The following is a 14,695-nucleotide window of genomic DNA, read 5'->3' as shown; positions in this document are numbered from 1 at the left end:
CCGGGGGTGGTTGCGACGGCGCCTTGTATCGCCCAGACGCCCTCGCGCGGGGTGCTGCTGGTGGGGGACCACCAGGTCATCATGTTGGGGGTCGCCCCCACCACGAGCATGAGGAAGGAGTCCACGCCGGAAGGCGACAGCAGCCCCCACAGGATCCCGCCACCCAGCACACCCACCACGGCGCCAGGGATCAGCAGCAGGATCGCCAGCAAGGTGTGCACCGGGCTCGCGAGCGAGGTGACCGCCACGTCGGAGCGGCGCAGACCGTGCCGCAGACGCCGGTTCCGCAACGCCTTGGCCGAGGCGCCGACAGCACCGCCGACCACCATCACCGCCCCGAACGCCAGCAGCGTGATCCCGGGCCACAGCATGCCCGCGCCCACGATGCCCAGCCACCACGCCAGCGTGATCCCGGGGCGCGAGCGTGCAGGGACGGCCCACGCCGGCCACTCCTCCACCTCGCCCTGCTGGTCATGCTGACCCTGGGGCTGCTCCAGCGCTGGTGGGCCTCCCTCGTACGGCACCGGCTGGTGGGGCGGCATCGGAGCCACCTGGGCGACAGGCTCTCCCCAGCCGTGCGGCAGCGGCGGCGGCTGCACCGCCGGCTGCTCCGGCCACGCCTCGGTGGCGCCGGGGGCGGGCCCGCCCGGGGCGTAGCTGGGAGGAAGGTCCGCGCCCGCCGTCGCAGGCGACTGCTCCCCCACCAGCTCGGTGACCTCACGCCCGTTGACGTGGTCGTCCATCGCCTTCACCACCGAGGCATGGCCCAGGCGCAGCGTCGGATCCGGGTGCAGCGCACGCCGCAGCACCTGGGCGATGCGCGGCGGCAACCCCTCGACGTCGGCGCGCCCGGTCTCCACGCGCGCCAGCACGGCAGCGAGCGGGCCGGTGCCGAACGGCGGCCTGCCGGTCGCAGCGAACACGAGCACCGCCGCCCACCCCCACCAGTCACCCCGGGAGTCCGGGACACCCCCGGCGAGCACCTGCGGATCCACGTAGCCAGGCGTCCCGGTGACGAGGCCGGTCTGCGTGAGCCGGGCGTCGTCGGCGAGCTGCGAGATCCCGAAGTCGATCACCACCGGGCCGTCGTCGGTCAGCATGACGTTCCCGGGCTTCATGTCGCGGTGGACCACCCCGGTGGCATGGATCTGGTCGAGCGCGGCCGAGAGCCCCGCCGCGAGGTCGCGCAGCTCCTCGGCGTCGAGGGGACCGTGGTGACGCACCGAGTAGTCGAGCGACTCGCCGTCGATCAGCTCGGTCACCACGAACGCCTCGTCAGCATCGGCCTCGGCGTCGAGCACGCGGGCCACCCGGGCGCCCCGTACCCGGTGCAACGTGGCCACCTCGCGTCGCAGCCGCTCCCGGGCAGCGTCATCGGTGCTGAAGGCGGGGTGCAACAGCTTGAGGGCAACCTGACGGCCGTCGGCGTCGATGGCCTCGTAGACCGTGCCCATCCCGCCGGAGCCGAGCACGCGCACGAGCTCGTACCCACCCACCGAGCGCCGCGCGGGCGCGGGGGTGGTTCCGTGCTCGGACCCCTCCACAACAGGCAAGTTACGCCACTGAGGATGGACCATCGCCGTCGACGCCTCGCCTGTGCCCACTTCGTTACCCTGGCGAGCATGGCCTCCGACCGTGATCTCGTCGTCGTCGCCAACCGCCTCCCCGTCGAGGAGAGCACCACCGAGAGTGGTGAGACGAGCTGGACCAGGGCACCCGGCGGGCTGGTGACGGCGCTCGCGCCGATCATGCAGAAGGGCAACGGCGTGTGGGTGGGCTGGCCCGGCAAGCCCGGCCTCGACGTCGAACCGTTCACCGCGGACGACATCGACATGCACCCGGTGACGCTCAGCAAGAGCGACCTCAAGAGGTACTACGAGGGCTTCTCGAACGCGACGATCTGGCCGCTGTATCACGACGTGATCGTCGACCCCGAGTTCCACCGCGACTGGTGGACGGCGTACGTGGAGGTCAACACGCGGTTCGCGGAGGCCACGGCCGAGGCGGCACCGCAGGGCGCGCTGGTGTGGGTTCAGGACTACCAGCTGCAGCTCGTCCCGCGGATGCTGCGGCAACTTCGCCCGGACCTGCGGATCGGCTACTTCCACCACATCCCGTTCCCGCCGGTGGAACTGCTCGGCCAGCTTCCCTGGCGCAGCGAGGTGGTCAACGGCCTGCTCGGCGCCGACCTGGTGGGGTTCCAGCGCAACGGCGACGCCGCCAACTTCCTCCGAGCCGTGCGCCGGTTCACCGAGTTCTCCACGCGCGGCTCGGTCGCCACGATCAAGCGGCGCAGCCGGCCCGACCGGTACGTGCGCGCCGAGACGTTCCCGATCGCGATCGACAGCCACTCCTTCGACGCGCTGGCGTCCTCACCTGCGGTCTCCACGCGCGCGCTGGAGCTGCGCAAAGAGCTCGGCTCACCCGACGTGCTCCTCCTCGGCGTCGACCGCCTCGACTACACCAAGGGCATCCGCCACCGGATCAAGGCCTACGGCGAGCTGCTGGCCGACGGTCGACTGCGCGCCCCGAGCACCACGTTCGTGCAGGTCGCCAGCCCCAGCCGCGAGCACGTCGAGGAGTACGCCGCACTGCGCCGCCAGGTCGAGGTGACCGTCGGCCGTATCAACGGCGACTACTCCGCCCTGGGGCGCCCGGCCATCCACTACCTGCACCACTCCTACCCCGCCGAGGAGATGGCCGCCATGTACCGGGCGGCCGACGTCATGCTCGTGACCGCGCTGCGGGACGGCATGAACCTCGTGGCCAAGGAGTACGTCGCCGCCCGAGGGGATCTCGACGGCGTCCTGGTGCTCTCGGAGTTCGCCGGCGCCGCCGATGAGCTCACCCAGGCACTGTTGGTCAACCCGCACGACATCGAGGGCCTCAAGCGCACGATCCTCACCGCGATCGACATGCCTCACGCCGAACGGCGGCGCCGGATGCGTGCCCTGCGCCGCAAGGTGATGGACAACGACGTGGACCGGTGGGCCGAACGTTTCCTCGCCGCTCTCGCTGATGGCGGGGGTCACGAGTGAGCGAGGCCCGCCTCGACCCGGCGCTCGACGCCGCGCTGACCGCGTTCGCCGCCGCCCCCTCGCGGGTGGTCGCACTCGACTTCGACGGCGTCCTGGCACCGCTCGTGCCACGCCCCGAGGACGCGGCACCACTACCGCAGACGCGGGCAGCACTCGAACGGATCGCGCAGGAGGACAGCACCCACCTCGGGCTGGTGTCCGGGCGCGCCGTCGGCGACCCAGCCCTCCGGCGAGCCGCTCCGCCGTCGACCGCGATCATCGGCTCCCACGGAGCCGAGCGGGGGTTCGTCGACGAGCACGGGGAGCTGACCGCCGGACCGCCCGAGCTCGACGACGACCAGCTGGCGCTGCGGACGCGGCTGCGCGAGGAGGCCGCGGCGCTGACCGAGGCCGTTCCCGGCAGCTGGGTCGAGGAGAAGCCGACCGCGATCGTGGTGCACACCCGGCCGGTCACCGACGAGCACGCGGCACGCACGCTCGAGCGGGACTCGATCGACCGGCTGGGCAGCCTGCCCGGCGTGCGTGCGATCGCAGGCAAGCGCGTGGTCGAGCTGAGCGTGGCCCACACCACCAAGGGCGACGCCGTCGCGCTGCTGCGCACCGGATACCCCACCCGCGAGCTACCGGCCGACGTCCCGGTGCTGTTCATCGGCGATGACGTGACCGACGAGGACGCCCTGAGCGCGCTCGGTCCTGACGACATCGGCATCAAGGTCGGCGAGGGCGAGACCAGCGCGAGACACCGGGTCGAGGACCCCACCGCCGTCGGACTGGTGCTGGCTCGACTGGCCGAGCTGACCGCGATGTGACCACCGTCACGCAAACACTCCGGGGTGTGTCAGACTGTGTGCGGTTCGCTTCCGCGGACCGTGTCAGAGCGTTCTGACACCTTCACAACGGATCGTCCGGCACGTACCTGCCGGTGGAGGGAATCACCACCATGGCATCAGTCACTTACGACCACGCCACGCGGCTCTACCCGGGCTCTGAGACCCCGGCCGTGGACCAGCTCAACCTCGAGGTCGCCGACGGCGAGTTCCTCGTGCTCGTCGGGCCGTCCGGTTGCGGTAAGTCCACCTCGCTGCGCATGCTCGCCGGCCTCGAGGACGTGAACTCGGGCCGCATCCTCATCGGCGACCGCGACGTCACCGACGTCCAGCCGAAGGACCGGGACATCGCCATGGTGTTCCAGAACTACGCGCTCTACCCGCACATGTCGGTCGCCGACAACATGGGCTTCGCCCTGAAGATCGCCGGCACCCCGAAGGCGGAGATCCGCCAGCGCGTGGAAGAGGCCGCGAAGATCCTCGACCTGTCCCAGTACCTCGACCGCAAGCCGAAGGCGCTCTCCGGTGGTCAGCGTCAGCGTGTGGCCATGGGCCGCGCGATCGTGCGCCAGCCGCAGGTGTTCCTCATGGATGAGCCGCTGTCGAACCTCGACGCCAAGCTCCGCGTCCAGACCCGTACGCAGATCGCGTCGCTGCAGCGCCGCCTCGGCGTCACCACCGTCTACGTGACGCACGACCAGACCGAGGCGCTGACCATGGGCGACCGCATCGCGGTCCTCAAGGACGGTCTGCTCCAGCAGGTCGGCACCCCCCGCGAGATGTACGACACCCCGTCGAACGTGTTCGTCGCGGGCTTCATCGGCTCCCCGGCCATGAACCTCGGCTCGTTCAAGGTCGCCGATGGCAGGGCCAACCTTGCCGACACCCACATCCCGCTGTCGCGCACCACGCTCGACTCGCTCACGGACGAGGACAAGGGCGAGATCACGCTCGGCTTCCGTCCCGAGTCGCTCGACGTGGCACCTGACGGCACGGAGGGTGCGTTCCCGGTCACCGTGAACCTGGTCGAGGAACTCGGCTCCGATGCGTTCGTCTACGGCCAGCTGGCCTCGGCCGAGGCCGCCGACGCCATCACCTCCGGTGCCGGCGAGGCGCAGATCATCGTGCGCGTGGACCCCCGCCGTCCTCCTCTGAAGGGCGACACGATCCGCGTGAAGATCCGCGAGGGCGAGCAGCACCACTTCTCCCCCGCGACCGGTGAGCGTCTCCCCGACTGACACCGAGTCGCATGACTGGAGGGGCGGGCCCGCACGGGTCCGCCCCTCTTGTCGTCACAGGTCGACCACACATCCTGTGACCTGACGTACATCGCACCGAACGCGGTAGGTCCGCGGCCCGGTGCCTGACAGACTTGGACCCATGCCGGCAGCGCTTCAGATCACCGCGGCGGCGCCCGACCCGGCGCTGCTCGATCTGCCATGGCACATTCCACTCGTGGACTGGCCGGAGGACCTGCTCGCCGCGCTCCCCCGAGGGATCTCGCGGCACGTGGTTCGCTTCGTGCGGCTCTCGGGCCGCGTGATCGCCATCAAGGAGATCGGCGAGTCGGTCGCCTACCGCGAGTACGCGCTACTGCGCGACCTCGACCGCCTGGACGTGCCCTCGGTCGAACCGGTCGGCGTGATCACCGGGCGGCGGGCGCCCGATGGCGAGCCTCTCGACTCTGTGCTGATCACCAAGCACCTGCGCTTCTCGCTGCCGTACCGCGCGCTGTTCTCTCGGCACCTGGCGCCCGACATGGCGACCCGGTTGATCGATGCGCTCGCCGTGCTGCTGGTGCGGCTGCACCTCACCGGCTTCTACTGGGGTGACGTGTCGCTGTCGAACACCTTGTTCCGGCGTGACGCCGGCGCGTTCTCGGCGTACCTCGTGGACGCCGAGACCGGTGACCTGCACGCCCAGCTCACCCGCGGGCAGCGGGAGTATGACCTCGAGATCGCGCGCGTCAACATCATCGGCGAACTGATGGACCTCGAGGCAGGCGGCCTGCTGCGCGATGTCGAAGACACCGTGCTGATCGGCGAGATGCTCGTGCAGCGCTACAACGAGCTGTGGGCCGAGCTCACCGAGGCCGAGGAGTTCTCCACCAACGAGCGGTGGCGCGTCTCGGCGCGCATCCAGCGCCTCAACCAGCTCGGCTACGACGTGGGCGAGCTGCAGATGACCACCGACATCGACGGCACCACGGTGCAGATCCAGCCGAAGGTCGTCGACGCCGGGCACCACCACCGCCGTCTGATGCGCCTGACCGGGCTGGACGTGCAGGAGAACCAGGCACGCCGGCTCCTGAACGACATGGACACCTACCGCGTGGCCACCGATCAGCTCGGCGAGGACGAGGAGATGGTCGCGCACGAGTGGCTGAACGAGATCTTCGAGCCCGCGATCGCCGCGATCCCCCGGAACCTGCGCCGCAAGCTCGAGCCTGCGGAGGCCTTCCACGAGATCCTCGAGCACCGTTGGTACCTCGCCGAGCAGGCGGGCCACGACATCTCGACCCAGGAGGCCGTGCGCGCATACGTCGACAACGTGCTGCCACACCGGCCGGACGAGGAATCGATCCTCGGCCTCGACACCGCCACCCTGCGCGCGATCTCCGACACCGACACCGACATCGAGGTCTGAGCGCTACAGGTCGCGCTTGAGCCTCGGCGCGAGGAAGATCGCGGTGTTGACCACGGCGTCGACGAGCAGCAGGATTCCCCCGACCGCGAGGACCCGCTCGCCGGCGGTGGTGCCTGTGCCGAGCCGCGCGCCCTTGCCGGCGCGCCGGAGCAGGAGTGCGCCGGCGGTGGCCTCGAGGGCGGCGACCGCAGGCGTCCACCACGACTGGCGGATCGGGACCACGACCTCCTCGGTGAACGTCTCGGCGGCGTCGAAGGCGGACTCGGCGCGCACACGCGCCGCCTCGGCCCGCTCGCGCACGTGCTCCGCACGCTCCCGCATCTGCTCGGTGTGCTCACGAACGCTCTCGGTCATCTGCGCCTGCGCGTCGGTGACAGCCCGGGCGAACGCCTGCCCGAGCCCGTTGGGCTGCAGGATCTTCGCACCGGGCAGGTCCGGGGTGTCGGCCCCATGGCTGAGGTAGCCGGCGAGCACCTGCGGCAGGCCGATCGCGGCGATCAGGTCGGCAGGACCGGAGCTGCCGGTCTCGAGCGCGGCGCGGACCGCCGTCGCATCCGCCTCCGGCAGCAGCGCGACGATCTTGGCGGTCAGCCCTCCGACGCCCAAGGTGGAATCGACCAGGTCCTTCGCCACAGCCGCGGCTGTTGCCTCGCTCGGCACCACGGCGATGTCCAGGTCCCAGGTGTGCACGTACGCGGAGTCGCCCGCGATGATCGCAGCGGCCGGATAGGCGGCACCCTGCTCCACCACGAGGGCTGGCTTGAGCGTCTCCGACCAGTCCACCGCACTCAGTGCGGGGCCGTCGCTGACGAGCACCACGTGTCCTTCCCCGTGCGGGGCCACGAGCACCGGCATGTCCACAGCACTCGCCAGCGCGCCGAGCTCGTCGACGGTCGCGCGGCAGTACACCACCGACCGGTCCGGCACGTAGGCCGAGACGACGTCGATCTCGGGGTCGAACGGATCGCTGGGATCGTCGGACTCCTCGTCCTCCCCCGCCACGACGTCGTCGAAGACCACCTGGCCACACGTGGCGGCGAGCGCCTCGGCCAGCTCGGTGAGCGTGGGTCCCGCGGTCACGGCGGTGCGGTCTTCGTCGACCACGGCCACGCGGTCCTCGGCGTCCGTGGCCACGGTGACCACGACCGCGTCAGGGTTGTCGGGCTCGGTCTCCACGATCGCGATCACCAGCGCGCCCTCGAGGAACCCGCGGGCACGGTCGGCTCGGCCCGCGGTGCTGGTGACCAGCCCGGAGCGGCGCTGCCATGCGGAGGTCATGTGCCCGACACTACCTGTCACCGGCGGCTGCCTCGCGGCGCAGGCGCGCCACCTCGTAGAGGGCGATCCCGGTCGCGACTCCCGCGTTGAGCGACTCGGTGCTGGCGGCGATCGGGATCGAGGCGATCACGTCGCAGGTCTCCCGCACGAGCCGCGACAGGCCCTTGCCCTCGGACCCGCAGACGATCACGATCGGCTCGGTCGCCAGGTTCAGGTCACCGATGTCGGTGGTCCCGCCGGCATCGAGCCCGACGACGAAGCACCCGGCCTCCTTGAAGGTGGTCAGGGCGCGCACCAGGTTGGTCGCGCGCGCCACCGGCACCCGTGCCGCCGCACCCGCGGAGACCTTCCAGGCCGAGGCGGTCACACCGGCGGCGCGCCGCTCGGGCACCACCACGCCGTCCGCCGCGAACGCGCCTGCGGACCGCAGCGCGGCGCCGAGGTTGCGCGGGTCGGTGATGCCGTCGAGGGCCACGATCAGCGGCGGCCCGACCGACTCCTGTGCCCGGTCCAGGAGATCCTCGGGCTGCAGGTATTCGTACGCCGGGACCTGCATCGCGACGCCCTGGTGCACGGCACCGTCGGTGAGCTTGTCGAGCTCGGGCTTGCCCACCTCGAGCAACGGCACTCCCCTGCCGGTCACCTCGCGGAGGATCTCCCGGGTGCGGTCGTCGGCGTCGATCCGGCTGGCGATCCACACCGTGCTGGCGGGCACACCCGCACGCAGCGCCTCGACCACGGCGTTGCGGCCCGCGACGATCTCGTGCGTCCTGTCGCCCCCGCGGCGCTGCTGCCGCTGCGGCGCGCGTCCCTTGGCACGTTCGGCCGACTGCTTGCGCTTGTGCGCCACGTGGTACGGGCGGTCCTCAGCCTTGGGCGTGGGGCCCTTGCCCTCCAGCCCCTTGCGCCGCTGCCCGCCGGACCCGACGGTGGCGCCCTTCTTGCTGCCGGCCTTGCGCACGGCGCCGCGACGATTCGAGTTTCCTGGCACCCGCCGATTCTCCCATGGCCCCCACCCCCACTTTCAACGCTGATCCGTCACCACACAGGTTTCAACGCTGATTCGGCACCACACGGACTTCAACGCCGATTCGGCATCCGTCTCCGCGCCGAAAGAGCGTTGAATCCCCGCCCGCGCCCGATCAGCGTTGAATCCCCGCCCGCGCCGAAAGAGCGTTGAAAGTTGGGAAGGTGGGGGTCAGCGCAGGGTCCATCGGGCGCCGTCGGCGCCGTCCTCGACCACGACACCCGCCTCGGTGAGCCGGTCGCGGAGGGCGTCGGCACGGGGCCAATCCTTGGCCGCGCGGGCCTCGGCGCGATCGTCGAGCAGGGCACGCACGAGCACGTCCAGGGCGGACTGCTCGACGGCGGAGCCGCCTCCTGCGGCCCAGTGCTCGTCGAGCGGGTCGAGCGCGAGCACGTCGAGCATCGCGCGCACCGCGAGTGCCTCCTGGGTGGCCGCCCCTCCGCCGGCGAGCGCGCTGTTCCCGGCGCGGACCGTCTCGTGCACGACCGCGAGCGCGGCGGAGACGTTGAGGTCGTCGTCCATCGCGCTGACGAACGCCTCCGGCAAGGTGACCTGACCGACCGAGCCCGCAGCGCCGTCGTCGGCCTCGACAGCACGCGAGACGAACCCGGCGACTCGCTCCCAGGCCGCCCCGGCCTCGACGAGCGAAGCGCCTGGCGTGAACTCGAGCGTCGAGCGGTAGTGCACCGCTCCGAGGGCGTACCGCAGCAGCACGGGATCGGCTTCGCGGAGCACCTCGCGCACGATGAGCGAGTTGCCGAGCGACTTGCTCATCTTCTCGCCGCCGACCGTGACCCACGCGTTGTGGAACCACAGCCCTGCGAAACCCCACCCTGCGGCGCGCGACTGCGCCTGCTCGTTCTCGTGGTGCGGGAAGCGTAGGTCGATGCCGCCGGCGTGGATGTCGAACGCCTCGCCGAGGTACTTGCGGGCCATCGCCGAGCACTCCAGGTGCCAGCCCGGGCGGCCGCGACCGTACGGTGTGGGCCAGGACGCAGTGTCCGGCTCGTCGTCCTTCGGCGCCTTCCACAGTGCGAAGTCCAGAGGGTCGCGCTTGTCCGGCGGCGGCTCTGCCACGTCGTCGTCCGATCCGAGGTTCTCCAGCAGCTGGCGGGTGAGCGCTCCGTACTGCGTGAAGGACCGCACGTCGAACCAGACGTTGCCGGGATCTCCTGGGTAGGCGTGGCCGCGATCCACGAGCCGATCCATCAGCTCGACCATCTCGGTGATGTGCCCGGTGGCGCGGGGCTCGTAGGTGGGCGGCAGCACGTGGAGCGCGTCGTACGCCTCGGTGAACTCCCTCTCGAACCGGTGCGCCCACGCCCACCACGGCTCACCATGCTCGGCGGCCTTGGTGAGGATCTTGTCGTCGATGTCGGTGACGTTGCGGATCAGCGTGACCTGTTGGCCCTGCCGGGTGAGCCAGCGGCGCAGGATGTCGACCGCGATCCCCGATCGCAGGTGCCCGATGTGCGGGCTGCCCTGCACCGTGGCACCGCACAGATAGATGCCGACCTCGCCTGGTGTGCTCGGCTCGAACGGTCGGACGGCGCGGCTCGCCGTGTCATAGAGGTGCAGTCCCACGGTTGCCGAGTCTAGTGAAGGGTCTCAAGACGCGGACAGCGCCCGACGGCGTCCCACGTCCTGGGCGCGGTTGTCTCACCCTGGTCTGTTGCATATGTGTGTGCTACACATATAACTCGTGAGCGCCGACCTGTCCCATCTCGACGAGCTGGTGGTGCGGCTCATGCAGCTGCGCCGCAGCCCTGCCTATCGGCGCGTGCTGCTGCGCGGCATGCCCGAGGGCGTCGGGATCGCCGGGCTGCGAGTGCTGCGGACGGTCGAACGCACCGTGGCGGCCGGCGCCTCGCCCACGGTCAAGGACGTCGCGATCGACCACGCGATCGAGCAGTCGACCGCGAGCCGCGCGGTGCACGCGATGGTCGAGGCCGGGCTCGTCACCAAGTCCACGTGCGGTGATGACCAGCGCAAGGCGCGCCTCGACCTCACCGCTGCCGGTCGCGACGTGCTCGATCTGGCCACGACGAACCGGCAGGAGCTGCTCACGCAGATCACCGCCGATTGGCCGGAGGCCGACCTCGACCGGTTGATCACCCTGCTGGAGCGACTGACCGAGGGCTACAGCTCCGGGTTGGCCACGGACCGATGACCAGCCGCACCGCCGCTTCTCCCCCGCCCACGGCCGCGCCGCCGCGCAGCACTGCCCGGCTGCTGCTGGACCGCGACTTCGGCGGGCTGTTCTGGGGCAAGGTCATCAGCATCGTCGGAGTCTGGGCGTTCAGCGTGGCCACGGCGATCGCGGTGTTCGACGCGACCGGTTCCACGCTCGCCGTCGGGGTGGTCGCGGGCGCGCAGTTCGTGCCGCAACTCGTGCTCGCACCGCTCAGCGGCACCTGGGCGGACCGGGGCGATCCCCGCCGGCAGATCATCCTGGGCCGGCTGTTGTGCCTGATCGGCGCCGGTGGATTGGCGGCCTGGGTCCAGCTGGTCGAACCCGCCGGCTGGGACCTCGCTGTCGCGGTGCTGCTCGGCTCGCTGACGGTCGGCTTCGGGTTCTCGATCGGTGGGCCTGCGATGCAGTCGGTCACGCCGCGGCTCGTCAGCCGTGACGAGCTGCCCCGCGCGATGGGGCTCAACACGGCCCCGATGACCGTGGCACGGGTGGCCGGGCCCGTGGTGGGTGCGTCGCTCGTGGCCACGCTCGGCCCCGCGGCGGGGATCGCGGTCGCCGCGCTCGGGCAGCTCGCGTTCCTCGTGCTGCTGGTGTTCGTGCGGATCCCGCGCAACCCGCCACGCGAGTCCGGCACCGACTACTCGGTGCGGGCGGCCTGGCGGCACGTGCGCTCCGACCCGGGGCTGTTGTTGCTGCTGCTCGCTGTCACCGCGGTCACGTTCGGCGCCGAGCCGAGCATCACCCTCGCGCCTGCGCTCGCCGCCGACCTCGGCTCGGGCGCCCACCTGGTCGGCGCCCTCACCGCGACGTTCGGACTGGGCTCCGCCGTCGGGCTCGCGCTTGTGACCTGGCTCAGCAGGCCTGAGCGGACGATCGTCATGCTGCTGACCGGCCTCGGGTGCCTCACGGCCGGCATGGGCGCCGCCGCCGCGCTGCCCTGGGTTGCCGGAGCGATGGCCGGGTTCGCGATCGCGGGCGCCGGGTTCACGATCGGGGTGACGAGCGTGAGCACAGCGGTACTGCTGCGGGTGCCCGACTATCTGCGTGGTCGGGTGATGGCGTTCTGGATGATCTGCTTCGTGGGCTTCCGGCCGGTGGCCTCGACCCTCGCGGGCACGGTCGCCGACGCCGCCTCGGTGCGCTGGGCGATCCTCGCGACGGTGCTCGTGACGGCCGCCGCGATGGTCGCGATCACGCGGCAGCGGGCGCTGGTGAGCGGCTGACGACACCCCGACGAACAGTGCATGAACTCGCGCTCGGCGCCGGGGGCGGGGCGCTGACCCGCGGTTAGCGTCAGCGACGTCGGGGACCGCTGAACGAACTCACCAAGGACGCACATGCACACTGCACGAAAGGCCGGCCTGCTCACGCTCGCCGGCGCCGCCAGCGTGGCCACGGTGCTCGCACCGCTGCCCGCGATGGCCGATGACGCCCCCGCCACCGGGACCGTCACGGTGACACGGTTCGACGACCGGTACGCCGATGGCTTGTTCGACCCCTCGAAGATCGCCCCGAGCGGCGACCGCGACGTCAAGCGTGACGGCACCGCCTGGCTGCTCACGTCCGAGGGCGAGTGGCTCTGGGCCGGCACCAACGACGAGGGCGACTACGTCTTCGAGAACGTCCCGGTCGGCGAGGCGCAGGTTCACCTGAGCGCGCCGAACTCCCCCACGATGGAGGCGTTCTTCGACGCCACCGACGCGACCAGCGCTGCGGACGTCGTGCGGCTGCCGATCAGCAACGCGCGTGGCACCGACTCCGGCGTGGCCACCATCCAGGTCGAGGCCGACGGCACCGAGCTGCTCGTCGGCATGACAGCGCTGCGCACGGTGGCCCAGGTGCAGCTTGCCGACGGCACCCCGGTCGACGGGCTGACCACGGTCGAGCTCGGCTCGGCCGGCGACTGGTACCCGGCGACCGAGTACTCGTTCGAGCCCGGCACCTACGAGGCGTTCCAGAGCGAGGGCTACGGCTATATCCGGCACCTGCCCGGCCTGCTCGGTGTGCGGGTGACCCCGCCCGCCGGCTACCAGGTGGCCTCGGTGACCGCTGCTGACAACAACGAGCTTCCGGTCACGCAGGTCGGTGACGCGTACTACTTCGACTCCGCCGGAGTGTGGCAGTACTTCTGGAACCCGCGCTTCACCGTCACGCTCGAAGAAGTACCGGACACCACCCGCCCCGAGTTGGCGCTCATCTCCCCCACCACGGTCGGGCCGTTCCAGGCTCTCTCGCTGCAGGTGGACGCCACCGATGAGGCAGGCCTGCAGCGCATCGTCGCGAACATCTACTCCGGCAGCACGCTGGTCACGAGCACCCAGACCCGCCTCGACGGTGCGCTCGCCGGCACCCACACCGCAACCGTGAACCTGCCCGACGGCGCCTACACGATCCGCTACAACGCTCAGGACCTCGCGGGCAACATCTCCCGCACCTCGACGTTCGACGTGGTCGTGGACGGCACCGCCCCCACGGTGACCGTCAAGGAGGGCCCGTCCTTCACGGTAGGCACCGAGGTCGCGTACGACAAGGTCAGCTTCAAGCTCTACGACGCCCACAAGATCGACCGGGCCGTGCTCAACGGCTTCGTCATCGACCTGAGCAACAACACCTGGTCCGACGTGAACTTCATCCGCCCGGGTGTGTTCGGCGGCGTGACCGGCGAGAACACGCTCGTGGTCTACGACGTCGCCGGCAACGCCCGCACGATCACCTTCACGCTGAGCTGATCCGGCCGGCGGCCCGGCCCACCAATTCAGTGGACCGGGCCGCCGATCCCACAGCAGGGTGGCGCTATGACCGAGGACATCTGGAACCTGCCCCAGCGGGACCTGTGGGGTCGGGACGCAGCGGAGAACTACGACGCCTCCGGCGCGATGAGCAGCCCTGCGGTGCTCGAGCCCACGGTCGCCACACTGGCCGAGCTTGCAGCCGGTGGCCGCGCACTCGAGTTCGCGATCGGGACCGGGCGGGTGGGGATCCCGTTGCGCGAGGCCGGCGTCGAGGTGGTGGGCATCGAGCTCTCGCCGGACATGGTGACCCAGCTGCGAACCCGGGCCGATGAGCACACGCTCCCGGTCGCCGTCGGGAGCATGACCGACACCCATGTCGAGGGCGAGTTCTCGCTCGCCTATCTCGTCTTCAACACGATCTCGAACCTCTACACGCAGGCTGACCAGGTTGCCTGCTTCCGCAATGCAGCGGCACACCTGGCCCCCGGTGGCCGGTTCGTGATCGAGCTGTGGGTGCCGCGTCCGCAGCCGGTGGGGTCCTCGCATGCGCAGGTGTTCAGCACCGATGAGGGCTACATCGGGATGGACGTGCTGGACCTGTCGACCCAGCGCGGGGTGTCGCACCACATCCGTTACGGCGCCGACGGCGCAGCCCGGGTCTCGTTCAGCCCGTTCCGTTACGTGTGGCCGGGTGAGCTGGACCTGATGGCGCAGCTCGCGGGCTTCGCGCGGGAGAGCCGGGACGCGGACTGGGCGGGGACGCCGTTCACCGGCGCGTCGCGCTCGCACGTGTCGGTGTACCGCCTCCCTACGGGATGACGACCACCTTCCCGGTCGCCCGGTTCGCCTCCATGTAGGCGTGCGCCTGCGCGATCTCCTCCAGGGGGAACGTCTTGTGCAGGTGCGCACCGTGCACCCCGGCCGCCACGTCGGCCGCGATGCGGCGCAGGGCG

Annotated in this window: 13 protein-coding genes; 8 read left to right on the top strand and 5 right to left on the bottom strand. The window is 70.9% G+C overall.

The genetic code is table 11. The features are described from left to right. Positions 1 to 1,544, bottom strand: a 1,544-nt coding sequence (locus ACOJSN_RS08745; protein WP_420112110.1) for a protein kinase domain-containing protein, incomplete at its 3' end; no start/stop codon positions are given. Positions 1,545 to 1,622: 78 nt separating this feature from the next. Here ACOJSN_RS08745 and ACOJSN_RS08740 point away from each other — a divergent pair. From ACOJSN_RS08740 to ACOJSN_RS08725, 4 genes are all read left to right on the top strand, one after another. Further along, the gene (locus tag ACOJSN_RS08740) at positions 1,623 to 3,038 is read left to right on the top strand and encodes an alpha,alpha-trehalose-phosphate synthase (UDP-forming) (protein WP_420112109.1); all 1,416 of its coding nucleotides are present in this window, start codon (positions 1,623 to 1,625) and stop codon (positions 3,036 to 3,038) included. After that, positions 3,035 to 3,847: a trehalose-phosphatase gene (gene otsB, locus ACOJSN_RS08735; RefSeq protein ID WP_420112108.1), complete on the top strand. Its 813-nt coding sequence runs from the start codon at positions 3,035 to 3,037 to the stop codon at positions 3,845 to 3,847. Before ACOJSN_RS08740 ends, otsB begins: the two co-directional genes overlap by 4 nt. A gap of 131 nt (positions 3,848 to 3,978) precedes the next feature. After that, the gene (locus ACOJSN_RS08730) at positions 3,979 to 5,103 is read left to right on the top strand and encodes an ABC transporter ATP-binding protein (RefSeq protein WP_420112107.1); all 1,125 of its coding nucleotides are present in this window, start codon (positions 3,979 to 3,981) and stop codon (positions 5,101 to 5,103) included. A gap of 142 nt (positions 5,104 to 5,245) precedes the next feature. Then, positions 5,246 to 6,511 (top strand): DUF4032 domain-containing protein, encoded by a 1,266-nt coding sequence (locus ACOJSN_RS08725; RefSeq protein ID WP_420112106.1) that lies wholly within the window; start codon positions 5,246 to 5,248, stop codon positions 6,509 to 6,511. Between the two features lie 3 nt (positions 6,512 to 6,514). On the opposite strand, the gene ACOJSN_RS08720 is transcribed toward ACOJSN_RS08725, so the two are convergent. The 3 genes from ACOJSN_RS08720 to cysS all read right to left on the bottom strand — a co-directional run bounded on the left by ACOJSN_RS08720 (position 6,515) and on the right by cysS (position 10,400). Further along, positions 6,515 to 7,789 carry a hypothetical protein gene (locus tag ACOJSN_RS08720; RefSeq protein WP_420112105.1) on the bottom strand — a complete coding sequence of 425 codons (1,275 nt, stop codon included), beginning with the start codon at positions 7,787 to 7,789 and terminating at the stop codon, positions 6,515 to 6,517. Between the two features lie 10 nt (positions 7,790 to 7,799). After that, on the bottom strand, positions 7,800 to 8,780 hold the full coding sequence (rlmB, locus tag ACOJSN_RS08715; RefSeq protein WP_420112104.1) for a 23S rRNA (guanosine(2251)-2'-O)-methyltransferase RlmB: 981 nt from the start codon (positions 8,778 to 8,780) through the stop codon (positions 7,800 to 7,802). A gap of 207 nt (positions 8,781 to 8,987) precedes the next feature. Next, positions 8,988 to 10,400: a cysteine--tRNA ligase gene (gene cysS, locus ACOJSN_RS08710; protein WP_420112103.1), complete on the bottom strand. Its 1,413-nt coding sequence runs from the start codon at positions 10,398 to 10,400 to the stop codon at positions 8,988 to 8,990. Between the two features lie 118 nt (positions 10,401 to 10,518). Between cysS and ACOJSN_RS08705 the strand changes: the two genes are divergently transcribed. The 4 genes from ACOJSN_RS08705 to ACOJSN_RS08690 all read left to right on the top strand — a co-directional run bounded on the left by ACOJSN_RS08705 (position 10,519) and on the right by ACOJSN_RS08690 (position 14,561). After that, on the top strand, positions 10,519 to 10,986 hold the full coding sequence (locus tag ACOJSN_RS08705) for a MarR family winged helix-turn-helix transcriptional regulator (RefSeq protein WP_420112102.1): 468 nt from the start codon (positions 10,519 to 10,521) through the stop codon (positions 10,984 to 10,986). After that, positions 10,983 to 12,233 (top strand): MFS transporter, encoded by a 1,251-nt coding sequence (locus tag ACOJSN_RS08700; protein ID WP_420112101.1) that lies wholly within the window; start codon positions 10,983 to 10,985, stop codon positions 12,231 to 12,233. Before ACOJSN_RS08705 ends, ACOJSN_RS08700 begins: the two co-directional genes overlap by 4 nt. A gap of 114 nt (positions 12,234 to 12,347) precedes the next feature. Beyond that, positions 12,348 to 13,739: a hypothetical protein gene (locus tag ACOJSN_RS08695; RefSeq protein WP_420112100.1), complete on the top strand. Its 1,392-nt coding sequence runs from the start codon at positions 12,348 to 12,350 to the stop codon at positions 13,737 to 13,739. Between the two features lie 66 nt (positions 13,740 to 13,805). Then, positions 13,806 to 14,561 carry a class I SAM-dependent methyltransferase gene (locus ACOJSN_RS08690; protein ID WP_420112099.1) on the top strand — a complete coding sequence of 252 codons (756 nt, stop codon included), beginning with the start codon at positions 13,806 to 13,808 and terminating at the stop codon, positions 14,559 to 14,561. Here the strand turns inward: ACOJSN_RS08690 and ACOJSN_RS08685 are convergent. Beyond that, positions 14,551 to 14,682: a zinc-binding dehydrogenase gene (locus ACOJSN_RS08685; protein ID WP_420112111.1), complete on the bottom strand. Its 132-nt coding sequence runs from the start codon at positions 14,680 to 14,682 to the stop codon at positions 14,551 to 14,553. The two genes, ACOJSN_RS08690 and ACOJSN_RS08685, sit on opposite strands and share 11 nt — an antisense overlap. Between the last annotated feature and the right edge of the window lie 13 nt (positions 14,683 to 14,695).

The sequence above is a fragment of the Pseudactinotalea sp. genome (genome assembly GCF_048594945.1).
In the GTDB taxonomy this organism is placed as follows: domain Bacteria; phylum Actinomycetota; class Actinomycetes; order Actinomycetales; family Beutenbergiaceae; genus Pseudactinotalea.
Note: the sequence above shows the minus strand (reverse complement) of the source record. Positions and strands in the feature narration are given on the sequence as shown.

Excerpts from the sequence above, each read along its gene's own strand:
- ACOJSN_RS08695 (WP_420112100.1), top strand. The coding sequence starts at position 12,348 with ATGCACACTGCACGAAAGGCCGGCCTGCTCACGCTCGCCGGCGCCGCC.
- ACOJSN_RS08720 (WP_420112105.1), bottom strand. The coding sequence starts at position 7,789 with ATGACCTCCGCATGGCAGCGCCGCTCCGGGCTGGTCACCAGCACCGCG.
- ACOJSN_RS08700 (WP_420112101.1), top strand. The coding sequence starts at position 10,983 with ATGACCAGCCGCACCGCCGCTTCTCCCCCGCCCACGGCCGCGCCGCCG.
- ACOJSN_RS08725 (WP_420112106.1), top strand. The coding sequence starts at position 5,246 with ATGCCGGCAGCGCTTCAGATCACCGCGGCGGCGCCCGACCCGGCGCTG.
- ACOJSN_RS08730 (WP_420112107.1), top strand. The coding sequence starts at position 3,979 with ATGGCATCAGTCACTTACGACCACGCCACGCGGCTCTACCCGGGCTCT.
- ACOJSN_RS08690 (WP_420112099.1), top strand. The coding sequence starts at position 13,806 with ATGACCGAGGACATCTGGAACCTGCCCCAGCGGGACCTGTGGGGTCGG.
- ACOJSN_RS08740 (WP_420112109.1), top strand. The coding sequence starts at position 1,623 with ATGGCCTCCGACCGTGATCTCGTCGTCGTCGCCAACCGCCTCCCCGTC.